The 24,385-nt window shown below is 63.0% G+C and carries 25 protein-coding genes; 10 read left to right on the top strand and 15 right to left on the bottom strand.

All coding sequences use genetic code 11. The annotated features are described in order from the left end of the window. A partial coding sequence (locus NKH29_RS28925) for a gamma carbonic anhydrase family protein (RefSeq protein WP_502911312.1) occupies nt 1-498 on the top strand: 498 nt, incomplete at its 5' end. A gap of 130 nt (nt 499-628) precedes the next feature. Here NKH29_RS28925 and NKH29_RS28930 read toward each other — a convergent pair. From NKH29_RS28930 to NKH29_RS28940, 3 genes are all read right to left on the bottom strand, one after another. Next, the gene (locus NKH29_RS28930) at nt 629-1,234 is read right to left on the bottom strand and encodes a transglutaminase-like cysteine peptidase (protein WP_352484541.1); all 606 of its coding nucleotides are present in this window, start codon (nt 1,232-1,234) and stop codon (nt 629-631) included. Nucleotides 1,235-1,456: 222 nt separating this feature from the next. Continuing rightward, nucleotides 1,457-2,074, bottom strand: coding sequence for a PilZ domain-containing protein (locus NKH29_RS28935; protein ID WP_352484542.1), 618 nt, complete (start codon nt 2,072-2,074; stop codon nt 1,457-1,459). A gap of 116 nt (nt 2,075-2,190) precedes the next feature. Beyond that, nucleotides 2,191-2,829, bottom strand: coding sequence for a PAS domain-containing protein (locus NKH29_RS28940; RefSeq protein WP_023717462.1), 639 nt, complete (start codon nt 2,827-2,829; stop codon nt 2,191-2,193). Nucleotides 2,830-3,221: 392 nt separating this feature from the next. On the opposite strand from NKH29_RS28940, the gene NKH29_RS28945 reads away from it, so the two are divergent. From NKH29_RS28945 to NKH29_RS28960, 4 genes are all read left to right on the top strand, one after another. Then, nucleotides 3,222-3,992 (top strand): rhomboid family intramembrane serine protease, encoded by a 771-nt coding sequence (locus NKH29_RS28945; protein WP_023717463.1) that lies wholly within the window; start codon nt 3,222-3,224, stop codon nt 3,990-3,992. A gap of 100 nt (nt 3,993-4,092) precedes the next feature. Continuing rightward, a complete protein-coding gene (locus NKH29_RS28950) occupies nt 4,093-4,524 on the top strand; it encodes a CBS domain-containing protein (protein ID WP_023717464.1) in 432 nt (143 codons plus the stop codon). A gap of 190 nt (nt 4,525-4,714) precedes the next feature. Further along, nucleotides 4,715-6,214: an Asp-tRNA(Asn)/Glu-tRNA(Gln) amidotransferase subunit GatB gene (gene gatB, locus NKH29_RS28955; protein WP_352484544.1), complete on the top strand. Its 1,500-nt coding sequence runs from the start codon at nt 4,715-4,717 to the stop codon at nt 6,212-6,214. 1 nt (nt 6,215) lies between these two features. Beyond that, entirely contained in the window at nt 6,216-6,704 is a 489-nt protein-coding gene (locus NKH29_RS28960; protein ID WP_352484545.1) for a GNAT family N-acetyltransferase, read from the top strand. 16 nt (nt 6,705-6,720) lie between these two features. Here NKH29_RS28960 and NKH29_RS28965 read toward each other — a convergent pair whose 3' ends face one another. The 5 genes from NKH29_RS28965 to NKH29_RS28985 form a co-directional block, all read right to left on the bottom strand. Then, nucleotides 6,721-7,062 carry a hypothetical protein gene (locus NKH29_RS28965; protein WP_352484546.1) on the bottom strand — a complete coding sequence of 114 codons (342 nt, stop codon included), beginning with the start codon at nt 7,060-7,062 and terminating at the stop codon, nt 6,721-6,723. Between the two features lie 151 nt (nt 7,063-7,213). After that, nucleotides 7,214-8,425, bottom strand: coding sequence for a hypothetical protein (locus tag NKH29_RS28970; protein ID WP_352484547.1), 1,212 nt, complete (start codon nt 8,423-8,425; stop codon nt 7,214-7,216). A 147-nt stretch (nt 8,426-8,572) separates the two neighbouring features. Further along, a complete protein-coding gene (locus tag NKH29_RS28975) occupies nt 8,573-8,872 on the bottom strand; it encodes a hypothetical protein (protein WP_352484548.1) in 300 nt (99 codons plus the stop codon). A 94-nt stretch (nt 8,873-8,966) separates the two neighbouring features. Beyond that, nucleotides 8,967-10,367, bottom strand: coding sequence for an ArnT family glycosyltransferase (locus tag NKH29_RS28980; protein WP_352484549.1), 1,401 nt, complete (start codon nt 10,365-10,367; stop codon nt 8,967-8,969). 207 nt (nt 10,368-10,574) lie between these two features. Beyond that, nucleotides 10,575-11,735, bottom strand: coding sequence for a helix-turn-helix transcriptional regulator (locus tag NKH29_RS28985; protein ID WP_352818020.1), 1,161 nt, complete (start codon nt 11,733-11,735; stop codon nt 10,575-10,577). A 246-nt stretch (nt 11,736-11,981) separates the two neighbouring features. Here NKH29_RS28985 and NKH29_RS28990 point away from each other — a divergent pair, with 246 nt between their 5' ends. The 3 genes from NKH29_RS28990 to NKH29_RS29000 all read left to right on the top strand — a co-directional run bounded on the left by NKH29_RS28990 (nt 11,982) and on the right by NKH29_RS29000 (nt 13,483). Then, nucleotides 11,982-12,380, top strand: a complete 399-nt coding sequence (locus NKH29_RS28990) for an NADH:ubiquinone oxidoreductase subunit NDUFA12 (protein ID WP_352484551.1) — start codon at nt 11,982-11,984, stop codon at nt 12,378-12,380. A 156-nt stretch (nt 12,381-12,536) separates the two neighbouring features. Next, a complete protein-coding gene (locus NKH29_RS28995) occupies nt 12,537-13,028 on the top strand; it encodes a DUF2155 domain-containing protein (protein WP_352484552.1) in 492 nt (163 codons plus the stop codon). A gap of 86 nt (nt 13,029-13,114) precedes the next feature. Further along, entirely contained in the window at nt 13,115-13,483 is a 369-nt protein-coding gene (locus NKH29_RS29000) for a hypothetical protein (protein ID WP_023717474.1), read from the top strand. Nucleotides 13,484-13,595: 112 nt separating this feature from the next. Here NKH29_RS29000 and aat read toward each other — a convergent pair whose 3' ends face one another. The 6 genes from aat to NKH29_RS29030 form a co-directional block, all read right to left on the bottom strand. After that, a complete protein-coding gene (gene aat, locus NKH29_RS29005; protein ID WP_023717475.1) occupies nt 13,596-14,213 on the bottom strand; it encodes a leucyl/phenylalanyl-tRNA--protein transferase in 618 nt (205 codons plus the stop codon). Between the two features lie 15 nt (nt 14,214-14,228). After that, nucleotides 14,229-15,572, bottom strand: a complete 1,344-nt coding sequence (gene accC, locus NKH29_RS29010; protein ID WP_352859693.1) for an acetyl-CoA carboxylase biotin carboxylase subunit — start codon at nt 15,570-15,572, stop codon at nt 14,229-14,231. A gap of 19 nt (nt 15,573-15,591) precedes the next feature. Continuing rightward, entirely contained in the window at nt 15,592-16,050 is a 459-nt protein-coding gene (accB, locus tag NKH29_RS29015; RefSeq protein WP_352894820.1) for an acetyl-CoA carboxylase biotin carboxyl carrier protein, read from the bottom strand. Between the two features lie 26 nt (nt 16,051-16,076). Beyond that, nucleotides 16,077-16,511, bottom strand: coding sequence for a type II 3-dehydroquinate dehydratase (gene aroQ / locus NKH29_RS29020; RefSeq protein WP_352894822.1), 435 nt, complete (start codon nt 16,509-16,511; stop codon nt 16,077-16,079). A gap of 163 nt (nt 16,512-16,674) precedes the next feature. After that, nucleotides 16,675-17,478 (bottom strand): DsbA family protein, encoded by an 804-nt coding sequence (locus tag NKH29_RS29025; RefSeq protein WP_023717479.1) that lies wholly within the window; start codon nt 17,476-17,478, stop codon nt 16,675-16,677. A gap of 70 nt (nt 17,479-17,548) precedes the next feature. Continuing rightward, complete coding sequence (locus tag NKH29_RS29030) at nt 17,549-18,943, bottom strand: M48 family metalloprotease (RefSeq protein ID WP_353001171.1); 1,395 nt, start codon at nt 18,941-18,943, stop codon at nt 17,549-17,551. Between the two features lie 146 nt (nt 18,944-19,089). Between NKH29_RS29030 and NKH29_RS29035 the strand changes: the two genes are divergently transcribed. After that, nucleotides 19,090-20,238, top strand: a complete 1,149-nt coding sequence (locus NKH29_RS29035; RefSeq protein WP_353001172.1) for a pyridoxal phosphate-dependent aminotransferase — start codon at nt 19,090-19,092, stop codon at nt 20,236-20,238. 11 nt (nt 20,239-20,249) lie between these two features. After that, nucleotides 20,250-21,233 carry a glutaminase gene (locus NKH29_RS29040; RefSeq protein WP_352484558.1) on the top strand — a complete coding sequence of 328 codons (984 nt, stop codon included), beginning with the start codon at nt 20,250-20,252 and terminating at the stop codon, nt 21,231-21,233. Between the two features lie 97 nt (nt 21,234-21,330). On the opposite strand, the gene NKH29_RS29045 is transcribed toward NKH29_RS29040, so the two are convergent. Then, the gene (locus NKH29_RS29045) at nt 21,331-24,321 is read right to left on the bottom strand and encodes an Rne/Rng family ribonuclease (protein ID WP_353001173.1); all 2,991 of its coding nucleotides are present in this window, start codon (nt 24,319-24,321) and stop codon (nt 21,331-21,333) included. Nucleotides 24,322-24,385: the final 64 nt, after the last annotated feature.

The raw sequence follows: 24,385 nt of genomic DNA on the forward strand, positions 1-24,385 counted from the left end.
CCCCCCTCCCCCCCCCCCCCCCCAACCGGCAGCCCCCCCCCCCCCCCGCTCAGCGCAAAAACCCGCCCCGCCCCAACCCCGGGCTGCTGGTGCGCGGCCGGCCCCCGCGCCCCCCACGAGCCGATCGTCATCGGCGCCGACACCAACGTGCAGGAGCATACCATCATGCACACCGACGCCGGCTTTCCGCTAACCGTCGGCCAAGGCTGCACGATCGGCCACCGTGCCTTGCTGCATGGCTGCACGATCGGCGACAACAGCCTGATCGGCATGGGCGCCATCGTGCTGAACGGCGCGAAGATCGGTAACAACTCGCTGGTCGGGGCTGGTGCACTGGTCACCGAAGGCAAGCAATTCCCCGACAATTCGCTGATCGTCGGCTCGCCCGCGCGCGTCGTCAGGACGCTCGACGAGACAGCAATCGCGAGGCTACCCGCCTCGGCCGCGCATTATGTCGCCAATGGGAGGCGGTTCAGGGCGGGGCTGAAGAAGGTCTAGCGCCAGGCAGTGAAGGCCGCCTATCGCAAGCCCAGAAATGGTGGAGCCGGCCCGGGGACGGGGCCGGCTCCTAAACCCGGTCGTTGGGGACGGGGAGGGTGGGGACTCGACCGGGTTTTCCGTCGCGTCCTCAGCGGACGCTGGCGACCGCGTCGGAGCGGCCGTCGTTGATCGTTACCCAGGCGCCGGAATTGCGGTCGGACTGGCGCTTCAGGTAGGTGTAACTGGTCTTGGTCCAGGACAGCACCTTGGGCTGGAGATTGTCGAGGATGAACTCTCCAAGGCTGGTGCGCACGGTCAGCACCGCATGGCCGTCGCCGTTGCGCTGGCGCACCACCGTCATCAGCAGATCGCCGGCCGGCACGCCCATGCTCATCAGTTCGCGGCGCTTTTCCAGCGCATAGTCCTCGCAGTCGCCGAAGCCTTTGGGAAACGACCAGACTTCTTCCTTGCCCCACATTTCCATGTCGGTGCGCGGCGCCACTTTGCTGTTGACCGAATTGTTGATCTTGACGATCGTTGCCCACAGCTTGCGGGTGAGCTCGACCGGTGCCCGGTTCGGCGTCCTCTGATTGCATTCCTGCGGAAGCTGCTGGCACAATTCGTAGTGACCGACCGGCTGCGTGGTGCGACCGCCGGTGTGCATGAAGGCCGGCTCCGCCGCGTTTGCAGTCCCCCAGCCGAAAAGCTGCATCGCTATTGCCGCCAGCAACAGCTTGCCCCTCGTCTTTTTCATTATTCAGTCTCCCCGTTTGAGGAGACAATGACACGGCTGGATTTATTTGACGCAAAAGCGCGAAGTAGACATTAAGTAAAACGCCAGTAGAATAAACATAAAATTGGATGCAATTTAGTATAGAATTATTTAAGGATTCTAGCCGGGTGCATTCCCATGCTTCGTCGCACCGTTCGAACAGCTAGGATGGCGATCCTTCGCGATGGTGCTAAAACTTTCGCGTCAGCCGCGCGGCGAGCTGAATTCGGTGTCGAGCGTTTCCGGCCGCTGGATGACGGCGAACTCGATGGCGACGCCATCTTCGAAATGGCGCACCACCTGGCCGCGCATGGTGCCCAGCGTTACCTGGACGCCGATGGCCGGCTTGACGTCGATCTCGATCGCGGCGCCCGACAGCGACAGATCGATGATGCGGCACTGGTACTGCCGTCCGTCAGCAAGTTGCAGCACGCTCGTCGGGTTGCGCGGTGCCACGCGTTCATGGCGGCGGTCTTCCGGCAGGTCGAGCTCGTGCTTGTTGGCAAGCCAGGTCAGTTGCGCGGCGAGCTTGTCCCTCTTGCGGTCCGACGCGATGACGGTCATCGCAAAGCCATCCTGCAAAGTGCGGGTGATGACGCCCTCGATTCGGCCGATGTGATCGATATAGGCAATGACCTTTTCACCCGGCAGGCCGGCACGCTCGGTGCGCAGTGAAACGTTGCCGGGCGACATGTCGACCACCTGGCAGGGATGTTCGGTGCGGTCTTCCAGCATGAAGCGTCCGTAAATCTTCACGCGGACGCGCTGAAAGTTACGCCTTTCAGCTTGGGACGGCGCATGGTCGACCGCCGCTGACCTCATGACTGCCATACCCCTTCGGCATTCCGCGCATGGATGCGGGGAATTTCAGCGGAAAACTACAACAAAGCAGGTTAACAAAGGGGAAAGCCCGGCGCTGTTGCTTTAAGCTTTGGGCATCATTCCTCGCGTCCGCCGTCGAAGACGACCAGGTGACGGATGCGGCGGGCCTGGCCGAGCGCCGAAATCGTCTCGGGCGGGTCGAATTCCGATGGGGCGAGCGAGGGGACCTCTATCGCCGGCCGGTTCTTCAGGAACATCGGCTCCTTGTCGGGATCGACGACACGGATCGAATCGATCAACGCGTCGAGAACCGGGTCGGCACCCAGCCAGAAGGGCTTTTCAACGGCGCTTATCACACCGAGGCAACGCGGACTCTCGACACCGCCGTCGAGCGGCAGTGCGAGCAGCTCGAACCTGTTGGAACGGCCGTTGCGGCTGAAACCCTCATAGGTGATGAGCACCACCGATTTCAGGTCGAAGACGCCATCGGTCAGCTTCGAGATCAGCCGCTGGTCCTTCTCGCGCCACAGCGAAGGGAATGAAAACCCCTTGAGTTCACGGCCATAGACTGCGCAAAGCCTGGTGCCGGCCAGCCGGAACACCGCTTCGCCGCGCGTGTCCTTTTCCAGGATGAACGTGTCGGCCAGCAGCGACTTGATGTCGGCCGGTTCGACTTCCGAGCGCTTCGGGGCAGGGCGTCCGTCACGCAATCGGTTCCAATAATGGAACAGCGTGATCGATCCGGTCTGGTTCATGCTAATGCTGCTCCGCGCATTCTGTCTTCTGATGTCCCATCGGTGAACAGAAGGGCGCCCTCCGAAGACCTACATGCGTTGCGGAGCAGGATGCGTGCCAGCATCGTTAATACTTGTTCACGGGTCGGGGCGGTTAAGGTTAACAACTGGTTTACGTTGCGCGCCGGCCAGGCCTGTGGCACACCAAAACCACTCCAGAAGCGGTCGTTTTGCGACGATCGGCAGCACTTCAGTCAAGAGTTCAGGGGGAGCAAGGGGGCTCGACCAGCCGTTCAAGGGAAACCTTGGACGGCTTCTTTTTTGATTCGGAGCTGCTGATTCGCCGTTTGTGATTCGGTTGGCCGTGATCTACATGCTCGCGAAGTCCAATCCAGCGACTGAGTGCAAGCCATATGAGCGACCCAGAAAGCCCACCGGAGATCGAGCAGGGCGAGAGTGGGCCTGCCGCCCGCGAACCGGAGCAACGCCGTGAACCGGTGTTCAACCTGCCGCCCGTGGTGCTGGCGGTGATCGGCATCTGCGTCGCCGTCCATCTGATCCGGGTCTATTGGCTGACCGACGACCAGGACTTCGAACTGCTTGTCCGGGCAGCCTTTGTGCCGATCCGCTATTCCGGCCGCTTCGACCTGGATTTCTTCGCGTTTTCAAGCCCTTTTACCTATGCCTTTCTGCATGGCGGTTTTGCCCATCTTGCCATCAACATGGTGTGGCTCGCGGCCTTCGGCTCACCGCTGGCCAACCGCTTCGGCGCGTTGCGCTTCAGCCTGTTCTTCGCCGCGACCGGACTGGCGGCGGTGGCGCTGTTCTGGGCCATGCATCCGCTTGGCGAAGCGCCGCTGGTCGGCGCCTCCGGCGCGATTTCCGGCATGATGGGTGCGGCGGCGCGCTATGGCTTCCGCATCGACCGCTCGTCGGGCAAGGCCGCCTTCGCCGGCCAGCCTTTGCCGATGGCGGCGGTGCTGCGCTCGCGCGGCGTCGTCACCTTTCTCGCCATGTGGATGGTGATCAACCTGGCGACCGGCCTCTTCGGCCTGGCGCCCGGCATTGACGGCCAGATCGCCTGGGAAGCCCATATTGGCGGCTTTCTTGCCGGCTTCTTCGGCCTGCGGTTCTTCGATCGGCGAGAGCAGGCGCTCCAACAGGCGGACGAGCCGGACACCTGAGACCTCCGCACTTGAAATGAAACCGATCGCGGCGCACCATGTTCATACTAGGGAAAGCCGGCCAAGGCAGGAGCCGGCAGGAAATGCAGAGGAGGACGTCATGACTGTTAAGGCAATTCTCGAGGCAAAAGGCCACGACGTGGTGACGCTCGGGCCGAACGAAAAGCTCAGCGAAGCCATCCGCATGCTTTCCGAACACAGGATCGGCGCGCTGGTCATCACCAACGGCGATCACAAGATCGTCGGCATTCTTTCCGAGCGCGATGTGGTGCGGGTTCTCGCCAAGGAGGGGGCGGCGGCGCTCGACCTTGCCATCCGCTCGGCGATGACGCCCAAGGTGAAGATCTGCAATGAGAACCACACCGTCAACGAGGTCATGGAGATCATGACCAAGGGCCGCTTCCGCCATCTGCCGGTGGAAAAGAACGGGCTGCTCGACGGCATCGTGTCGATCGGCGACGTGGTCAAGCGGCGCATCGAGGACGTCGAGCGCGAGGCCGAGGAAATCAGGGCCTATATCGCCACGGCATAGGTGAGGGCGGCCGGGTTGCCGGCCATTGAATTTTTTCAAGCTGCTATAGCAGTCCATCGCGGCAGGTGCGGGCCTGTGCCGCGTCGGCGCCCGCGGCTTTGCGCTTGTCTCTCTTGGCGGTTTGCACTAGCGAAGTTGCACATCAAAATATGCGTTCTCGCATATCCGCAATTCCACTATGCAGGCCACTATGACCCTCATCGATACCCGCACGCCCGACGCCAAGCGCCTGGTTCCCGGCGCCACCGGCGACTGGGAGATCATCATCGGCCTCGAGGTCCATGCGCAGGTGACCTCGCAGGCAAAGCTGTTTTCCGGCGCCTCGACCATTTTCGGCGCCGCGCCCAATGCCAATGTCAGCCTGGTCGACGCGGCGATGCCCGGCATGCTGCCGGTCATCAACGAGGAATGCGTCAAGCAGGCGATCCGTACCGGGTTGGGCCTGAAGGCTGAGATCAACCACAAATCGGTCTTCGACAGGAAAAACTATTTCTATCCCGATCTGCCGCAGGGCTACCAGATCTCGCAGTTCAAGCAGCCGATCGTCGGCGAGGGCAAGGTGATCGTCTCGGTCGGCCCGGACCGGCAGGGCGAATTCGAGGACATCGAGGTCGGCATCGAGCGCCTGCACCTGGAGCAGGATGCCGGCAAGTCGATGCACGACCAGCATGCGACGATGTCCTATGTCGATCTCAATCGCTCCGGCGTGGCGCTGATGGAGATCGTCTCGAAGCCCGATATGCGCTCCGCCGATGAAGCCAAGGCCTATGTCACCAAGCTGCGCACCATCGTGCGCTATCTCGGCACGTGCGACGGCAATATGGACGAAGGCTCGTTGCGGGCCGACGTCAACGTCTCGGTGCGCCGGCCCGGCGGCGAATTCGGCACGCGCTGCGAGATCAAGAACGTCAACTCGATCCGTTTCATCGGCCAGGCCATCGACTATGAAGCGCGCCGCCAGATCGCCATCCTCGAGGACGGTGGCAGGATCGAGCAGGAAACACGGCTGTTCGACCCCAACAAGGGTGAGACGCGCTCGATGCGCTCCAAGGAAGAAGCGCATGACTACCGCTATTTCCCCGATCCCGATCTTCTGCCGCTGGAATTCGACCAGGCCTATGTCGATGAGTTGGCAAAGGACCTGCCGGAACTTCCCGACGCCAAGAAGGCGCGGCTGATCTCGTCGCTTGGCCTGTCGACCTACGATGCCTCGATCCTGGTATCGGAAAAGGCGGTCGCCGATTATTTCGAGAAGGTGGCGGCTGGGCGCGACGGCAAGCTCGCCGCCAACTGGGTCATCAACGACCTCCTGGGGGCCTTGAACAAGGCCGGCAAGGATATTGAAAACGCTCCTGTTTCGCCCGACCAGCTTGGTGCCGTCATCGACCTGATCAAGGAAGGCACCATCTCCGGCAAGATCGCCAAGGATCTGTTCGAGATCGTGTGGAACGAGGGCGGCGATCCGCGTCAGCTGGTCGAAAGCCGTGGCATGAAGCAGGTCACCGATACCGGCGCCATCGAAAAGGCGGTCGACGAGGTGATTGCGGCCAACCCGGACAAGGTCGAGCAGGCGCGTGCCAAGCCGACCATGGCCGGCTGGTTCGTCGGCCAGGTGATGAAGGCAACCGGCGGCAAGGCCAATCCGCAGGCGGTCAACGAGCTGGTCAAGGCCAAGCTCGGGATCGAGTAGGATGTTCGTCCGCACCGCCGGCGAGCGCGATCTGGCGGCGGTGCGCGCATTGCTGATCGAGACATGGCATGCCACCTATGACGCCATCCACGGCGCGGCGCGGGTTACCGAAATCACCGATGAATGGCATTCGATCGCCGCGCTCAAAGCACGGCTGACGCGGCCGAACTCGGAGTTCCTGGTCGCCGACGACGGCAAAAGCATCGGCGGCATGGCTTTCGCCGCCGCCACCACGGATGCCAGGATCGTCATGCTGAACCAGCTTTACGTGCATCCGGCCTGGCACAGGCAAGGCATCGGCCAGGCGCTGCTGGACGAGATCGAGGCCAGCTTTCCGGAGGCCCGAACGCTACGCGTCGAGGTCGAGGAAGCAAATGCCCCGGCCATCGCCTTCTACCGCTCGAGAGGGTTCTTGCCCGCCGGCAACACGGCCGATTGCGGCGGCGCCACAGGGTTGCCGGCGCTGGTTTTGGAGAAGGCGATCGGCTAGCTCGTTCGCCTGACGCTCAGTTGCGTTTCACAGGCAGGTTGGAGCAGCCGGCAGCGAGAAACTCGCACGGTAGGCTGCCGCCGCCGCCCGACGTGTGCGGGGGCGTAGCGGCTTCGATTTTTTCGACATCGTAATATTTCGAGGTGACACCCCATTTTTTGACGCCCTGGCACGTCGAGCGCACGCCAACCTCCGTCGCCTTCGCCGCCGTCTTGTAATAGGTGGTGATCCGGCAGGATTGGCTGACCGGCAGCGCGTTCGCCGGGCTCGTGACCGGCGGCACGAAGTTCGGGAAAGCAAGCAGTGAGATTGCCGCAATGATCCGGGCGGCAGGCATGGTGTGGGGAAGGTGCAGCATCGTTTGTCTCCATCGATGGCGCCGCTCGCTCGTGGCGAAGCGGCGCGTTTGTTCCCGCAGGATCAGGCCATGAAGCAGGCGCTGCCGCATCTGCCGCGCGGGGGATGGCGGCGGCGGTCCGAACCGCCGCCGTCATCCGCGAGTGGCCGCGTCAGGGCGTTTTCGGCTTGATGAGCTTCTTTATCGGAACAGCGACTTTTGGTGGCCGGACCGTACTGGCTCCACCGCCGACGGCCAGCCCGCCGCTGTTGAGATAGCGCACCGTATAGCGCAGCTCGTAGCCCGGAACTCTGATCCATGTAGGCTTGTGATTGAACTGGTCCGGAGGCCTCGAATACCACTTCGGGATCTGCATGATCTTGGAACCGGCACCGAATCCCGCAGTCTTGGCCGCTACCGCGAAGGCGCTGTCTCTGGGATCGTTCGGCGGCTGGTCGACATTGCCGATGACGACCAGCGAGTCGTATTTTCGCGCGTCGAGCCTGAGTGCGGGAAGGTTCAGCGCAGCCACGTCGCCTTCGCGCATCGTCAGCGCCTTCTGAAGGCCGTCCTCATTGGCGTAGACGTTGAGGTTAATGGCCTCGGATTCCGCATAGACCACATTGTTGTGGAAGTCGCGGGCTGCCAGGCGTGTGAGGCTGTCGAAGGTCACTTCAACCGTCGGCTTGGCTATGGCGTCCGTCACAATCAGGTTGCGTCGCGGCACCGTCCAGAAGATGAGATCGTCGCCGGTCGCTTGCGTGCCGGCATCGGATCCGTCGATTGCCGAGCATTTCGAATTCGGAACCGGCGTCGTCACCGGCAGGGGTGCCGAAAACGAGCTGCGTACCTGGGCATCGATGTAGCTGCCGATGTTGAAAACATCTTCGAGGATGTTGCCGCCTTCGAAACTCGCCGGGCCGGGTTGCGAGCGGATGATGACCTGGCTGGAATCTGTCTGCCAGCGGCTGCAGAAGACGTTGACGTCTATGGGAATGCCGATGTGACGGTCGGACGTCACCGGGATCGAGACCTTGATGGTGAGGATATAGGGAACTTTGACAAACCAGCTGTTCGGCTGGTTCAGCATCTGCGTCGCAAAGCGCGACGGCCGCCATTGCTTCAGCGATTCGATCGATGCGCGCGATGATCGTCCCTGGGCGGCTAGCTGTGCGTTGGTGGCGTCGACCTTGGCTTGCGCCAGGTTGCGGACGGTGTTGGTGATCAGGAACACGCCGAGTTCGGCTTTGCAGGGCCTGTTCGATTGTGTGGGGTTGCATGGGGCAAGTGCCGCACTGGGAACCGGCGGCCCCGAAGGCGGCGGCTGGGCGGCCGCGGTGGCCGCCATCAGACCGAAGAACAGCATCGTGCAGGTTTTCAACATGGTATCCTCGCTCTGTCGTTGGAAACCACCCTCCGGCTAGACAGCAGCATTTGTCCGATGGCGGTTCATCGCCCGCACGGGGGATGAACCGCGAAAACATCGGGCGGGCCTAGCGACGTCGAGCCGCCGTCCTTTCGGATTGGATGGCTACTGCTTCACGACGCCTTTGGTCGTCGCCTTCGGCGCGACGACCTTGGGCTTGGGGGTTTTCGGACCTGGGTCGACTACCAATGCGGCCGTGCAGGAGCATTTGCCCGAACCGCAGTTCAGGTCGCCCTTGCACATTTTGGAATGCCGCATGTCGGTGCAGTCGGCGGTCCCGGAGCAGGAGCAACTGCCTTGCCCGATCGTACCCGACTGACATTTGAAGCTCCATGCCGGATCGGCAGCAAGGCCGGCCACAGCGAGCGATAAGACAAAAAGCGTTGTCGAGATGAGCTTGCGCATGAATACCTCCCGGTTCTATCGAGCGATGGAACCACGGAGCAGCAACGCCTTCATCTCCCGCGCGGGAGATGAATTCGCGTACCGGTGACGACCGTCAATGCTGTCCCTTCAGCACGACGAGATAACCGCGTTCGACGCGAAGCCGGAACGCGATTTGCCCTGCGGTGCCGGGATCCTTGGAAACCTTGTCGATGACATAGCCGCTGGGATGCGAGCCAAGCCATTCTTCCGGTTTGTCGGTGGTTTCGAATGGCTTTTGCAACCGGGCCAGGAAGCCGACTTCGCCTTGATAGTCGAAAGCCACGGCCCAGTCCGCATCCTTTCGCTCGTCGACGAAGTTGGCGAGCGGCGTCAGGTCATAGCGTTTGAACGCGGTTGCCGATGCCACCGCATGGCCGATGCCGAAAATGACAAGCATGACGACGGCCGAGCTTTTCAGCCTGGCGAGCGGGATCTCCGCCATGAAATACCCGAACAGGATGGTCACGAACGGCAACATCGGCACGACATAGTGGGGCTGCTTGCCGGATATCGCGCTGAACGCCAGCAACACGGCAACGAACGAGAACGACAGTAAGCGCAAGGCGCGCAGATCGGGCGACTTCGTCTCGATCAGGCTGCGTATCCGCGTGCGCAGCTTCAATCGCCATACCTCGGGTATAAAAATCCACGGCATGAACATGACCGGCAGCAGCAGCAGATAGAAGTAGAACGGCCGGCCGTGCGAATTGCGCAAATTGCCGGTGACGCGCCCCGCCGATTGGTTCCAGACCAGATCATAGACGAAACTGCCCTTTGTCAGAATGGTCGCCGGCACCAGCCAGATCGCCACCGGAATTAGCGCGGCGAGCACTGCCAGGCCCACTCCAGCGAGGAAGTTCGGTGTCGCCAGTCCCGCCCGCCGGTCGCGCCAGAACGGGTAGAACAGGATGGGCGCGCCGATATGGATGAGCACCACCGGGCCTTTCGTCAGCACGCCCATGCCGATGAACAGCCCGGCCAGAACGGCGTGCCAGCGGTCGCCGCTCCGGGCAAAGGCAATCAACGACAACAGCGCGGCGAGCACAAAGACCGTCAGCAACAGGTCGAACAGGATCAGCGTCGAATAGATGACGAACACGCTGCTTCCGGCGACCAGCCAGGGGACGCGCCGTGCGATGTCGTCGCGGCCGGGAAACAGGGTCCTTGCCAAAGCCGTCGTCAGCCAGATGACGAGTGAGGAGGCGGCGAAGATGACCAGCATCGCCGCCGGCCGGCTGGCGCCGAAAACGGTCCAGACAAGGTCGATAAGCCAAAACAGCAGCGGCGGCTTCTGCAGATAGGGCGCGAAATTCATCGTCGGGACGAAGATCTGTCCGCTCAGATACATTTCCCAGGTGACGCTGAGATATCGCGTTTCGTCGACGGGCAGCAGTGGCCGGAAAGCGACCGCGATGACGATCAGCCCAAGCAGGAAAAGGTAGGGGAGCAGCCGCTCGGTAGATGTCGGTATCAAAGATCGAGATCCGCGCCAGAAACCATTTTCTTTCCAGCCGAGCATAGTGCCGCGTTTCTGGACCGCGAACGACCGCACCATGATTTTGGCCGAATTGCAACGATGCCGGTTTCGTTTTGCAGATTTTGCGGATGATGTTCTTAAAGGCTTGGAAAACTTACCGGCCGAGCCTTTTGGACCACGGCCGGTCCGGGGGATCTGCGCAAATCAACTGGAGCGCAACGGCGGCGACAATTCGCGCATCAAGAGTTCGAGCTCGCGCTGATCGCCGGTACCGGTCTTGTCGAAGATCGTCGCCAGCTGCGACTTGACGGTGCCGTCCGAGACGCCGCCGGCCGCGGCGATTTCCTTTCGCGTCAGGCCGGCGGCAACATGACCGGCGACGCGCCTTTCTGCCGCGGTCAGTCCGAACAGCGCCGCAATGGCGTCCAGCGCCGGGATTGGTGCCGAACCGGCCGCGGCGATGAAGATAGCCGCGGCGGCGCGCTGCGAGATACGCGCCGAGATTTCACGCCGCGCCAGCGGCATCACATGGGCCACCGCCGGAACGGCCGTCTTGGCCAGCGGAATGTTGATGCCGCAAGGTCCGAGCGCGAATTCGTCGCGCGTGCCGAGCTGGACGGCACGGCCGATCGCGGCATTGGCGTTGGAATAGGTGAAGGAAAGCTGTCCGCGCACGCAAGCGACCGAGATGTTTTCGGCGAGCAGCGCTTCGGCTGTCGGGTTGGCGAAGATGATGGTCATGTCTTCGGCGACGATCAGCACGGGATGGTCAAGGCTTTCGATGATGGAACGGAAGATTTCGGCCTTGCGCCGCTCCGCCTCGAACAGGTCGCCGATGGTCACCGCGCGCCGCACATGCGGCGCCAGCAGGCAGACAAGCTCGAGGTCCTCGCTGGAAATCTGGCGCCTGTCCTTGTCGGTAACCACCATCAGCGTGCCGATCCGGGTCGGCCGCTTCATCAACGCCACCCAGAAGAAATCGTCCAGCCGGTTGGGTTGCACCCATTCGCGCACGATGCGGCTTTCGAGCCATCTCTGTCGCGTATCTGGACCTTGCAGGGCGTAGATCGAATCGACAGTGAACGGCACGTCGATCTCCATCTTGGGAACCGCCGCATAGAACGGCACTTGCGAGCCGTAGTCATGCTTCAACGGCTCAAGAACTGCGGGATCGCCGCAAGACACCGAAAACCGCGCGGAACTGCTGATCGTGTCGATGACGGCGAGCATGGCAAGCTGGCCTTCCGCCAGGCTGCAGATGGCCTCGAGTGTCGCTTGCCAGCGGCCGACGTCGGCAATCGAATCGTAGATCGCCTCAACGACCTGCGGCAATGCGCGACCGGCCGTGCCCGCCAGCGATGACATGAGCCCCTCTCATTTGCCGCCCTTGAGGCGACGAAGCATCAATTCCTAGAATAACGCTGCGTAAGGTTGCCAACAACCCATTTCATCTGCTTCGCGCGGACGCGAGGATCGCATGAACGTATAGTTTGCCCGCCAGCCATTTGCTCGTCGGTTGCGGCAAGACCCTTGCCTTCGCAATGCCGTGACGCCATAAGCAGGAACAGGCGCCGCGAGGACTTGCTACAAGGACTTGCCACGAGGATTTGGATGAAAACTTTCCTTCTGCAGTTTTTCACCTGGTGGAACAGCCAGACGCTGGGAACGCGCTTCCACACCTGGCGGCACGGCAAGATGGTCGGGCAGGACGAGGTCGGCAACGTCTACTACGAGGGCGGCGTCGATTCGGAAGGCCGCACCCGCCGCTGGGTCATCTACCGCGACTATTCGGAAGCCTCGGCGATTCCGCCCGGCTGGCATGGCTGGATCCATCACCGTGTCGACGTTGCGCCGCCAACGGAAGACTACAAGCCCCGCGACTGGCAAAAGCCGCATGTGCCGAACCTCACCGGCAGCCCCGCAGCCTATCGCCCGAAGGGCTCGGTGCTGACCAACCAGCATCGTCCGCAGGTGACGGGCGACTACGACGCCTGGACGCCCGGTTCGTGATCGATCGCCGCGACACGCGCGCGGTTCCCACAGGCACCGTCCCCACGGGCGCGGTCCTTTGTCGCCACAATTGCTGTTTAGCTGTTTGCTGATCCGACAGCAGCAACTAGCCTTGGCGTTAAGAGAATCACCCGGGCGCAAACCACCGGACCTTGCATGAGCATGTTCAGCCGAATTTTGACGGGCGGATCAACCGCGGTCGTTCTCGCTTCTATGGTGGCGCTTGCTGCTGCGCAGGAGTTGGCGCCGCCTGCGCCGGACGCGTCGGTGGCACCCGCAGCACCCGCAGCACCCGCAGTATCCGAGCGCATCACCAATCCCGTCGCTGAATTCGCCGGCATCGACAAGATCACCGGCCGGATCATCACCTTCGACGTCTATATCGACGAGACGGTGCAATTCGGCGCTTTGCAGGTGACGCCGCGCATCTGCTATTCGCGGCCGGAAAACGAAGAGCCGAAGACGGATTCGTTCGTCGAGGTCGACGAGATCACGCTCGACCGGAAAATCCGCCGTATCTTCACCGGCTGGATGTTTGCCGAAAGCCCCGGGATCAACGCCGTCGAGCACGCCGTCTATGATATCTGGCTGAAGGGCTGCAAGCAGAAGTCCGACGTGCCGGCACCCGCTGCCCCCAAAACCAACTAGAACCTGTCAGCGCGGCGGATACGGCGTCTTGCGGAACCGCCTTGTTGTCCGAGCGTTGGGGCTTCTCTAGGGAGGAGGTTGCCATGATGATGGCCAACAAAAGCGAGCTTCTCGACATCGAAAAGGGATTCTGGACCGGCGACGCCGACTATTTCAAGGCCAACGCCGACACCGAATGCCTGGTGGCTTTCCCGCAGATGGCGCGGGTGATGAGCAACGCCGATCTGGCCAAAACCGCGACGGAGCCGAAGCGCTGGCGCGAGCTCGACATCGACCTCAAGGGCATCATCGAGCCCGGCAGCGACATCGTCATGCTGACCTACGAGGCGCGTGCGACCCGGCAAAATGGCGAAGCCTATGCAGCACTGGTCAGTACCGGCTATGTCCACCGCGTCAATGGCTGGAAGATGATGTTCCATGCACAGACACCGCTGGTGACGGCGACCAAGGGCTGACCGGCCGGTAGAGCAATTCCAGGAAAAGTGTGAACGGTTTTCCGTGCGGAATTGCGTCAAAACACAAAATGGACCGGTTCGGCGTTTCCGTGAAACGATGAACCGTTCTAGATCACGGAAAAAACACAGCCTCGCCCTTTAGCGCCTCGGCCAGCATCTTCTCGTACTTGCCACGTGGCACGTCGATTGCGCCGAAACGTTTGAGATGCTCGGTCGTGAACTGCGTATCGAGCAGCGCAAAGCCGCGCGCCTTCAGGCGCTCGACCAGATGAACCAGACAGGCCTTCGAGGCGTCGGTCTCCCTGGCAAACATGCTCTCGCCGAAGAACACCCGGCCGAGCGACACCCCGTAGAGCCCGCCGACCAGCCGGTCGTCGTGCCAGGCCTCGACCGAATGGCAATGGCCCATCCGATGCAGCTCGACATAGGCTTCGCGGATTGGTGCGTTGATCCAGGTCGACCGCCGTTCCTCGCGTCTTTCGGCGCAGGCGTCGATCGTCGCCTCGAAATCGAAATCGATGCGGAATTCGAACAGATCCTTGCGGATCGTCTTCCTCAGGCTCTTCGGGATGTGGAAACCGTCGAGCGGAATGATGCCGCGCGTCTCCGGCCGCACCCAGAACACCTCGGGGTCATTGGCATTTTCGGCCATCGGGAAGACGCCGGAGGCATAGGCTTTGAGCAACAGGTCGGTCGGGATGCGATAGCCGGGTGCGTAGGGGCGGGTCATCGCGTCGCCCCTGTGTCACTCGCCTTTGGCCAGATATTTTTCCAGCCAGTGGATGTCGTAGTCGCCATTGGCGATGTCGGCGTTGCCGACGAGGTCGCGAAACAGCGGCAGCGTGGTCTTGATGCCGTCGACCACGAATTCATCGAGCGCGCGTCGCAGCCGCATCATGCACTCGACGCGGTTGCGGCCGTGCACGATCAGCTTGCCGATCAGGCTGTCGTAGTAGGGCGGGATCTTGTAGCCGGAATAGACGCCGGAATCGACGCGGATGCCGAGGCCGCCTGGCGTGTGGAAGTGGGTGATGGTGCCCGGCGAGGGGGTGAAGGTGCGCGGATCCTCGGCATTGATGCGGCATTCGATAGCATGGCCGTGGAAGCGGATATCTTCCTGGCGCACCGAAAGCCCGCCGCCCGAGGCGACGCGGATCTGCTCGTGCACAAGGTCGATGCCGGTAATCGCCTCGGTCACCGGATGTTCGACCTGCAGGCGCGTGTTCATCTCGATGAAATAGAACTCGCCGTTCTCATAAAGGAATTCGATGGTGCCGGCGCCGGAATAGCCGAGATCGGCGATCGCCTTGGCGCAGACGCCGCCAATATGTGCGCGCTCCTCGGCATTGAGCGCCGGCGAGGGCGCTTCTTCCCAGACCTTCTGGTGGCGGCGCTGCAGCGAGCAGTCGCGCTCGCCGAAATGCACGCCGCGCCCGGCGCCGTCGCCGAACACCTGCACTTCGATATGGCGCGGCTTCTGCAGATACTTCTCGATATAGACGGCGTCGTCGCCGAAGGCGGCGCCCGCCTCCGAGCGTGCCGTCTGCAGCGCCACCTCGAGGTCGGCCTCGCTATGCGCCACTTTCATGCCGCGCCCGCCGCCGCCGGCCGACGCCTTGATGATCACGGGGTAGCCGATCCCGGCGGCAATGCGCTTGGCCTCCTTTTCCTCGGTGACCGCGCCGTCGGAGCCGGGTACCACGGGAATGCCGAGGCGCTTTGCGGTGCGCTTGGCCTCGATCTTGTCGCCCATGATGCGGATATGGTCGCCGGTCGGACCGATGAAGGTGATGTTGTGCGCGGCGAGGATGTCGGCGAACTTGGCGTTCTCCGACAAAAAACCGTAGCCGGGATGCACCGCGTCGGCGCCGGTGATCTCGCAGGCGGCGACGATCTGGTGGATGTTGAGATAGCTGTCGCGCGACGGCGGCGGGCCGATGCAGACGCTCTCGTCGGCGAGACGCACATGCATGGCGTCGGCGTCGGCGGTCGAATGCACCACCACCGTCTGGATGCCAAGCTCCTTGCAGGCGCGCAGCACCCTGAGGGCAATTTCGCCGCGATTGGCGATGAGGATTTTCTGGAACATCTTTCGCCTGTTCCCGGCTCTACTCGATCACGACGAGCGGCATGCCGTATTCGACCGGCTGCGCATCTTCGAACAGGATCGCCGTCACCATGCCGGCGCGCGGCGAGGGGATCTGGTTCATCGTCTTCATCGCCTCGATGATCAGCAGCGTCTGGCCTTCCTTGACCTTCTGGCCGATTTCGATGAACGGCTTGGCGTCGGGCGACGGTGCCAGATAGGCGGTGCCGACCATTGGCGAGGCGACGGCGTTCTTCGACACGTCGGGCGTCGCCGGCGCGGCCGCTGCCGCAGGCTGCGTTGCTGCCGGGGCATAGGCCGGCGGCGCTGCGGCGATCGCATGGACGGCCGGCGCCTGCCGTGAGACGCGCACCTTCAGATCGCCCAGCTCGACCTCGATCTCGGTCAGGTTGGTGTCGTTCAGTATGCCCGCCAGATCGCGGATCAGCTGCTGGTCAACACCGTTCTTCTTTATCGACATTTTCGAGCCTTCTGTTTGTTGGCCGGTCATAGGCGTGCAGCCAGCGCCTGCAGCGCCAGCGTGTAGCCGAGCGGCCCGAACCCGCAGATCATGCCGACAGCGACCGGCGCGACCATGGAGACGTGGCGGAATGGTTCCCGCGCGTGGATGTTGGAGAGATGCACCTCAGCGACCGGCAGCGGCGCGACGGCGCGGATGGCATCGTGAATGGCGACCGAGGTGTGGCCGTAGGCGCCTGGATTGATGACGATTGCGGCGGCCTTCTCGGCGGCCTCGTGGATCCAGTCGACGAGGTCGCCCTCATGGTTCGACTGGCGGAAATCGATCTCCAGCCCAAGTGCGGCACCCGCCTGCTTGCAGTCGTCGGCGATCGCCGCAAGCGTCTTGCCGCCATAGATGCCCGGCTCGCGCTTGCCGAGCGCGTTGAGATTGGGGCCGTTCAGGACGAAAACCGTTTTCAAAAAATGCCGACCTTTCCCGGCGCGGCTAAGCCGGCGCGCCGGACCCTCTATAATGGGCATAGACGCTGGCGAAAAGAGCGCAAGTGCGTTCTTTCGCCGTCCACAACAGCCGGAAAACGGCCCGCGCCGGAAACCCGCAGCCTGATCGAAACCCGAACGCTAATCAGAGTGCGGCCTTCGCCGCCTCGATCTTTTCGGCCAGCACTTCCTGGCCGAGCGCGCCGAACACAACCTCGTTGCCGACGACATAGGACGGCGTTCCGGTGATGGCGAGCTTGGTGGCAAGATCATAGGTCTTGGAGAAGGCCTCAGTGATGCTCGGGTCCTTCATCTTTTCGCGCAGCGCAGCCTCGTCGGCGCCGAGCGACAGCGCCACCTTGATTGCCGCCGCCTCGGTGGCGCGCCCCTGGCCGCCGAGCAGCGCGTTGTGGAATTCGCCGTATTTCTCCGGCTTCATCAAGTGGAAGGCCATCGAGACGACGCTCGCCTTCTGCGAATCAGGGCCGAGGATCGGGAATTCCTTGAGCACGAAACGCAGGTCCGGATCGGCCTTGGTCAGCGCGCGCATGTCATCGATGGCGCGTTTGCAGTAACCGCAATTGTAATCGTAGAACTCGACGATGGTGACCTTGCCGTTCGGATTGCCGACAACGCCGTCGAAGGCGGAGTTGAAAATCTGGTCCTTAGCGTCTTTGATGACGCCGAGACTGGCGACGCGCTGTTCTTCCTTCTGCTTGGCCTCGAGCGCCTGCTGGGCTTCCAGAAGCACTTCCGGGTTCTTCAGCAGATAGTCGCGGACGATGCCTTCGACTTCGGTGCGGTCGAGCTTGGTTTCCGAGGACGCCGTCTGGACAAGCTGCGCCGTGCCGGCCTTCGCCGTCTGCGGACTTCCGGCGACGAAGCCGAACGCCAGCATGGCGAGGGCGGCTGCCACTCCGGTAGTGCCCAGCAGAATTGCCTTGGTCATGATCCTCGATCCTCTAGCCTGTGTTCGGGTCCGCTCGGTTCGGCTGTGTCGCAGCGTGCGTCCGAAAGGTTCACTTCTTCTTACCTGATGGTGCGTAGTTTATAATGTCCTGCGCGCGAAGCCAGCCCGGCTCGCCCCGCTTCATGCTCTGCTGCGCCCGCATGGCGAAGATCTTCGCATTCTTGTAGTCGCCGGAATAGAAATGCCCTTCGGCGGTCGCAAGCTCGGCCGCCGGGATGTTGCCGAGTTCGCCATAGGCCTGTGCCAGATAGCGGTATCCGGCGGCGTTTTCGCGATCCCGCCCGAGGCCCGTGTTGATCTGCGCCACCGCCTTCTTCAGCGAATCCGGCGTGCCGATAGCCATCAGCGCCTGGCCGTACGAGACCGGCAGCAGCCCGGATCGCGCCGGATCGAGGCTGACCGACCTGGCATAGGCGTCCGCCGCATCCTTCGGCCTGTTCGCCTTCATCAGGATGTCGCCGCGCAATTCCTGGAAATAGGGATTTTTCGGCTGTTCCTTGATCAGTGCGTTGGTCTTGGTGAGCGCCGAGGCCAGATTGCCGAAGAGATAGGTCATCTGCGCGTCGCCATAGCGCGAGGCGAGACTGCCGGGGTTCTTGCGTATCAATCGCGACGCCGCGGCCTGTCCTTGCATATAGGCGGCGATCTTGATGCGCATCATGTCGTGGCGCTGCTGCAGTGTCGGTGGGTCGACCTTGTCGAGGTAAGGGCTCTGCTTCACCAGCACTTCGAGATTGGCGATACGCTCCTGCGGCATCGGATGGCTGATCTTGTAGGGATCGACTTGGGCGCCCGAGAGCGACAATGCATTCTGGAAACGGCTGAACGTCTTCAGCATGCCCATGCCGGACTGGCCGGTAGCATTGAGATAAGCGATTGCCGAGCGGTCGGCGGTCATCTCTTCGGTGCGCTGATAGGCGAGGATACTGCGTTGCGCCATCTCGCCGCCGCCGGCCATCACGCCCATGCCGGCCCCAGCGAGGCCGCGGCTATTGCTGGTGGCGCCGGCCACCATGGCGCCGGCGCCAAGCAGCGTCGCCAGGATTGCCATCGTCTTGGCGCGCTCGAGCTGTTCGCGCAACTTTTGCTGGTGTCCGCCGGCGATATGGCCGGCCTCGTGGGCGATGACCCCGATGATCTCGTTGGGCGTTTCGGCTGTCATCAGCGCGCCGGTGTTGATGAACATGCGGCGGCCAGCAACAAAGGCGTTGAAGCTCTGGTCGTTGACCAGCACGATGTTGATGGCGTCGCCCGATAAGCCGGCCGCTTTGAAGATCGGCCGTGCGTAATCCCGCACCAGCGCCTCGATCTCGGCATCGCGCACCACCGGCACATTCTGCGCAAACGCGTTGACCGAGCCAGCCACGGCTAGCACCGCGGCAAGCGAAAGCGTCGCGAAGGCGCGCGCTGTCCTGGCGATCGTCGATCTGGGTCGGCTTAACATGGCAGGTCCACTGGTAGACGAGCGGGCGAAGGATGAAAAGTCGGCACCTTAAAACTTACCGAACTTGTGATCCCCACATCAATCGGGCATTTGTGCGGCGCGGCCTGCATGGCCGGCACGTGCGGACAAGTGTGGTGGATTGAAAAATGGTTGTTTCGCTTTCGCGCCGCGGCGCCGTCGAGCCGTTCCACGCCATGGACATCCTGGCCGAGGCGAATCGGCTGAAGGCCAAGGGCGTGCCGGTCGTTTCCATGGCAGTCGGCCAGCCGTCCGACCCGGCACCGGCCGGGGTTCGCGAAGCGGCGGCGAGCGCCTTGAAAGCAGGCCGCATCGGCTATACCGACGCGCTGGGCCTCGCCGGCCTGCGCAAGGCAATCGCGGCCCATTATGGCGAGCATTACGGGCTTGACGTGCCGCCCGAGCGGGTAGCCGTTACCACCGGATCGTCGGCTGCCTTCAACCTTGCCTTCCTGGCGATGTTCGATCCGGGCGACCGCGTCGCCATCGCCGCGCCGGGCTATCCGGCCTATCGCAACATCATGGCTGCGCTCGGCATCGACATCGCCGAGATCGAGCTCGGCGGCGCCGCCTATCTTCATGCCGAGCACCTGAAAGCCGCGCACCGCGAAAAACCGCTGAAAGGCGTGCTGTTCGCCAGCCCGGCCAATCCGACCGGCGCGGTCATTCCCGCCGGCGATCTCGAGGCGCTGGTCGAGACGGCGCGCGAGCTTGGCATCGCCGTGATCTCAGACGAGATCTACCACCGGCTGGCCTATGCGGCGCCCGACACGACTGCGCTGTCTTTCGGCGCGGACGTGACGGTGATCAATTCCTTCTCGAAATATTATTGCATGACCGGCTGGCGCATCGGCTGGATGGTGCTGCCGCAGGATTTGGTGCGGCCGATCGAGCGCATCGCCCAGAGCCTCTACATCTCGCCGCCCGAACTGTCCCAGATTGCCGCGATCGAAGCGTTCAAGGCGACAGAAGAGCTGGAGGCGGTGAAGGCGTGTTACGCCTGGAACCGCGAGCTCTTGATGCAACGCCTGCCGGACCTCGGCTTTGCGCTTGCTGCGCCCATGGACGGCGCCTTCTACGCCTTCTGCGACGTCACCCGGCACACCAACGACAGCATGGCGTTTGCGCGCAGGATGCTTGCCGAGGCGCATGTGGCGGCGACGCCCGGCCGCGATTTCGATCCGCTGCAGGGCCATCGCACGATGCGCTTTTCCTACGCCGGCAGCCACGACGACATGGTCGAGGCGATGGCGCGTATCGAACGCTGGCTGAAGTAGCGGGGACGACGATGCCGGAGCTTGAACAGGCGCCGCAACGCGGACAGGCGCCCCAACTTGGACAGGCGCCCCAGCTTGAACAGGCACTGCGCGAGGTTGCCGCCGAAATGGCGGAGCGTGCCGATCGCGGCGACGTTGCCAGCTATATTCCGCAGCTGAGCAAGATCGACCCGAAAAAATTCGGCATTGCCGCGGTGACCAATGACGGCCGCGTGCTGACCGCGGGCGACGCCGACGAGGCATTTTCGATCCAGAGCATCTCAAAGGTATTCACGCTGACGCTGGCGCTCGGCAATGTCGGCGACGCGCTATGGCAACGGGTCGGACGCGAACCGTCGGGCAATCCGTTCAACTCGATCGTCCAGCTCGAGCACGAGAACGGCATTCCGCGCAATCCGTTCATCAATGCCGGCGCCATCGTCGTTTCAGACATCCTGCTTGCCGGCCATCAGCCGCGCGAGGCGATCGGCGAGATCCTGCGCTTCATCCAGTTCCTGGCCGATGACGACACGATCATCATCGATCGCGAGGTCGCGGCGTCCGAACGTGCCACCGGCTTTCGCAATTTTGCGCTTGCCAATTACATGAAATCGTTCGGTAATCTCAATCACGCGCCGGAACTGGCGCTGGGCGTTTATTTCCACCATTGCGCGATCGCCATGAGCTGCCGGCAACTCGCCCTGGCCGGGCGCTTTCTCGCCAATGGCGGCAACAATCCGGCGACCGGGCATTCCGTCGTCTCGGCCGAGCGCGCCCGCCGCATCGGCGCGATGATGCTGACCTGCGGCCATTATGACGGCTCCGGCGACTTCGCTTTCCGTGTCGGCATTCCCGGCAAGAGCGGCGTTGGCGGCGGCATATTGGGGATCGTGCCGGGCGTCGCCTCGCTTGCGGTGTGGTCGCCTGGCCTCAATGCCAATGGCAATTCCAGGCTGGGCTCGATCGCGCTGGAGAAACTGGCGAAGATGATGAACTGGTCGATCTTCGCGCCATAGTGCCTGTCGCCTGGAATTGGCACGAAGAAATCCCGCGCAGCCAGTCGGCAGCGCGGGATTCTTTTAATCAGAAAGTCTGGCTAATACACGGAAAAGCTTAGAAAAAGCCCTTCCGCTGCCACCAGCCGGCACGCTTCGGCTTGTCCTCGGCCTTTGCTTCCTCGGTCTTTGCCTCGTCGGGGACGATCGAGGAGACGACCGGCACGACCGGAGCATCCACCGGTGCGGGTTTGCGCCGCGACGGCCGGGCTTTCGGCGTTTCCTTGCCAGCCGCCACTTCGGTCTCCTGCCGAACCGGCGCAGCGGTCTCGCCGGAAGCCACCGCCGCGGCTTCGGCGGCCGATGTCTCGGCGCCCGCAACCTCGGCAACTGCTTCCGCCGCGGCCTTCTTCGGCTTGGCGGCGCGGCGCGGCTTCTTCGGCTTTTCGGCGCTCGGCGTGTCGTCGTTCGCCGGAGCACGCACCGCAAGCTCTTCGGCCGGCGGCGCGCCTTCCGGCTCGGCGGTCACGGGCTCTGCTTCCGATACGGCACCTTCTGTCATGCCGGCCGGCTCGCCGGCGCTGGCTTCGACGCCGTCCTCACCGTCTTCACGGCGATTGCGCTTGCCGCCGCGCTTGCCGCGCCGGCGCTTCTTGCCGTGACCGTCGTCCGCCGCTTCCGCAGTTTCGGCAACACCGGCCGGCGCTTCACGTTCCGCTTCCGCGCCTTGCTCGGCGGCGGCTACGAGGGCATCGTCGGTCGGCGCCGAAACGGAAGCACCTTCCCCGGTAGCGGCCTGTTCACGATCCCCGTGTTCACGATCCCCGTGTTCGCGATCCCCGTGTTCGCGATCCTTGCCGCCGCGCCGTCTGCGGCGCTTGCGGCGCTTGCGATCGCGGCCTTCGCCGTCCTCGCCGGACCTTGGCTGCTGCGGCTGCTGGGCAGGGCGTGGCTGCTCAGCCTGCACCGGTGCCTCCTCTTCCTCCTCGATGACGATCTCGTCCTCGGGTTCTTCCGGCTCGACATAGGCCGGGAACGTGCGGGCCTCGACAAAGCCTTCCGGCTTTTCGGCCAGCGCGCCGCGGAAGATGGCATAGTGTTGTGCACCGACCGTGTCATCGGCTTCGATGGTGATGGTCACGCCGAAGCGGTGCTCGAATTCCACCAGCGTGCCACGCTTGTGATTGAGCACATAGAGCGCGGTCGCTGCCGGCGTCCGCACCGTGATGTGGCTGCGCGAATCCTTGAGCAGGAATTCCTCGATCGCACGCACCACCATCAGCGCAACCGACGAATCGGAGCGCACATGGCCGGTGCCGCCGCAATGCGGGCAAGGCTTCATCGTCGATTCCAGAACGCTGGCACGGATGCGCTGGCGCGACATCTCCATCAGGCCGAAATGCGAGATGCGGCCGACCTGGATGCGGGCGCGGTCGTTCTTGAGGTGATCCTTCAGCCGCTTCTCGACGGAGCGGTTGTTGCGGTTCTCCTCCATGTCGATGAAGTCGATGACGATCAGGCCGGCGAGATCGCGTAGCCTCAATTGCCGGGCGACTTCCTCGGCGGCTTCCAGATTGGTGTGAAGCGCGGTGTCCTCGATCGAGTGCTCCTTGGTGGAACGGCCCGAATTGACGTCGATGGCGACCAGCGCTTCCGTCTGGTTGATGATGATGTAGCCGCCGCTCTTCAGCGTCACCTGCGGCTGCAGCATGCGGTCGAGCTGTGCTTCGATGCCGTTGCGCACAAAGATCGGCGTCGTGTCGCGGAACGGCTGTACCACCTTGGCGTGGCTCGGCATCAGCATGCGCATGAAATCCTTGGCCTCGCGGTAGCCTTCTTCGCCGGAAACCAGGATCTCGTCGATATCCTTGTTGTAGAGGTCGCGCACCGACCGCTTGATCAGGCTGCCTTCCTCATAAACCAGGGCAGGGGCCGTGGATTGAAGCGTCAGATTGCGGACATTTTCCCAAAGCCGCATCAAATATTCGTAGTCGCGCTTGATCTCTGCCTTGGTGCGGCTTTCGCCGGCCGTACGCAGGATGACGCCCATGCCTTGCGGCACTTCGAGATCGGCGACCACTTCCTTCAGCCGCTTGCGGTCCTGCGCATTGGTGATCTTGCGCGAAATGCCGCCGCCGCGCGCCGTGTTCGGCATCAGCACCGAATAGCGGCCGGCCAGCGACAGGTAGGTGGTCAGCGCTGCACCCTTGTTGCCGCGCTCTTCCTTGACGACCTGCACCAGCAGGATCTGCCGGCGCTTGATCACTTCCTGGATCTTGTACTGGCGGCGCACCGGCTTGCGGCGGTTGCGCACTTCTTCCAGCGCGTCTTCGGCGCCGACCGATTCGACCTCGTGATCGTCCGAATGCGAGGATTGCACCTCCTCCAGCATGCCGCGATCATTGTCTTCGGACGTCGCTTCGCCGCTCGTCTCGGCCCCGCCTGTCTCGACCTCCCTTGTCTCTACTTGCGGGACGGCTTCCGAGATTACGTCGGCGTCGACGCTGGCAGCGATGGAACTGGATCCGCCTTCGGACGGCTCGGTCTCGCCGCTATCGGCGACTTCATCACTCTGTCCGGCGGCATCCTCGCTCTGTCCGACAGTATCGGACATGGTGTCGCCGCCGTCGGCAGCGGCATCCAGGTTCTCTGCGACGGCATCTTCGCCGCTCTCGCCATTCTCACCGTCGGACGCGCCTGCCTCGCGCCTGTGCTCGCCGCGGTCGCGGCTCTTGCCGCCACGCCGGCGTCCGCGCTTGCCGCGGTCGCGGCTCTGGCGGTCGTCGCCCTCGGCGGCTTCCTCGTCCTCTTCGTCCTGGGCTTCCTGTGCTTCCGCACGCAGCAGCGCCTGACGGTCGGCGACCGGAATCTGGTAATAGTCGGGGTGTATTTCACTGAAGGCGAGGAAACCGTGACGGTTGCCGCCATATTCGACGAAGGCTGCCTGGAGGGAAGGTTCGACGCGCGTTACGCGGGCGAGATAGATGTTTCCTTTGAGCTGCTTCTTGTCCTGGGATTCAAAGTCGAATTCTTCAATACGGTTACCGCGAACGACGACAACGCGTGTTTCCTCCGGGTGGGAGGCGTCTATCAGCATTTTGTTGGGCATTATTTCGTTTCCCCCCGGCAGCCGTAGGCCGCAGCTTGCGGGGCAATGCCCGCTGCCGTGGACC

It is taken from the genome of Mesorhizobium sp. M1295 (genome assembly GCF_040318135.1).
Lineage (GTDB): Bacteria > Pseudomonadota > Alphaproteobacteria > Rhizobiales > Rhizobiaceae > Mesorhizobium.

Coding starts and splice junctions, on each gene's coding strand:
- NKH29_RS28930 (WP_352484541.1), bottom strand. CDS start 1,234: ATGAAAAAGACGAGGGGCAAGCTGTTGCTGGCGGCAATAGCGATGCAG.
- NKH29_RS28935 (WP_352484542.1), bottom strand. CDS start 2,074: ATGAGGTCAGCGGCGGTCGACCATGCGCCGTCCCAAGCTGAAAGGCGT.
- NKH29_RS28940 (WP_023717462.1), bottom strand. CDS start 2,829: ATGAACCAGACCGGATCGATCACGCTGTTCCATTATTGGAACCGATTG.
- NKH29_RS28945 (WP_023717463.1), top strand. CDS start 3,222: ATGAGCGACCCAGAAAGCCCACCGGAGATCGAGCAGGGCGAGAGTGGG.
- NKH29_RS28950 (WP_023717464.1), top strand. CDS start 4,093: ATGACTGTTAAGGCAATTCTCGAGGCAAAAGGCCACGACGTGGTGACG.
- gatB (WP_352484544.1), top strand. CDS start 4,715: ATGACCCTCATCGATACCCGCACGCCCGACGCCAAGCGCCTGGTTCCC.
- NKH29_RS28960 (WP_352484545.1), top strand. CDS start 6,216: ATGTTCGTCCGCACCGCCGGCGAGCGCGATCTGGCGGCGGTGCGCGCA.
- NKH29_RS28965 (WP_352484546.1), bottom strand. CDS start 7,062: ATGCTGCACCTTCCCCACACCATGCCTGCCGCCCGGATCATTGCGGCA.
- NKH29_RS28970 (WP_352484547.1), bottom strand. CDS start 8,425: ATGTTGAAAACCTGCACGATGCTGTTCTTCGGTCTGATGGCGGCCACC.
- NKH29_RS28975 (WP_352484548.1), bottom strand. CDS start 8,872: ATGCGCAAGCTCATCTCGACAACGCTTTTTGTCTTATCGCTCGCTGTG.
- NKH29_RS28985 (WP_352818020.1), bottom strand. CDS start 11,735: ATGTCATCGCTGGCGGGCACGGCCGGTCGCGCATTGCCGCAGGTCGTT.
- NKH29_RS28990 (WP_352484551.1), top strand. CDS start 11,982: ATGAAAACTTTCCTTCTGCAGTTTTTCACCTGGTGGAACAGCCAGACG.
- NKH29_RS28995 (WP_352484552.1), top strand. CDS start 12,537: ATGAGCATGTTCAGCCGAATTTTGACGGGCGGATCAACCGCGGTCGTT.
- NKH29_RS29000 (WP_023717474.1), top strand. CDS start 13,115: ATGATGGCCAACAAAAGCGAGCTTCTCGACATCGAAAAGGGATTCTGG.
- aat (WP_023717475.1), bottom strand. CDS start 14,213: ATGACCCGCCCCTACGCACCCGGCTATCGCATCCCGACCGACCTGTTG.
- accC (WP_352859693.1), bottom strand. CDS start 15,572: ATGTTCCAGAAAATCCTCATCGCCAATCGCGGCGAAATTGCCCTCAGG.
- accB (WP_352894820.1), bottom strand. CDS start 16,050: ATGTCGATAAAGAAGAACGGTGTTGACCAGCAGCTGATCCGCGATCTG.
- NKH29_RS29025 (WP_023717479.1), bottom strand. CDS start 17,478: ATGACCAAGGCAATTCTGCTGGGCACTACCGGAGTGGCAGCCGCCCTC.
- NKH29_RS29030 (WP_353001171.1), bottom strand. CDS start 18,943: ATGTTAAGCCGACCCAGATCGACGATCGCCAGGACAGCGCGCGCCTTC.
- NKH29_RS29035 (WP_353001172.1), top strand. CDS start 19,090: ATGGTTGTTTCGCTTTCGCGCCGCGGCGCCGTCGAGCCGTTCCACGCC.
- NKH29_RS29040 (WP_352484558.1), top strand. CDS start 20,250: ATGCCGGAGCTTGAACAGGCGCCGCAACGCGGACAGGCGCCCCAACTT.
- NKH29_RS29045 (WP_353001173.1), bottom strand. CDS start 24,321: ATGCCCAACAAAATGCTGATAGACGCCTCCCACCCGGAGGAAACACGC.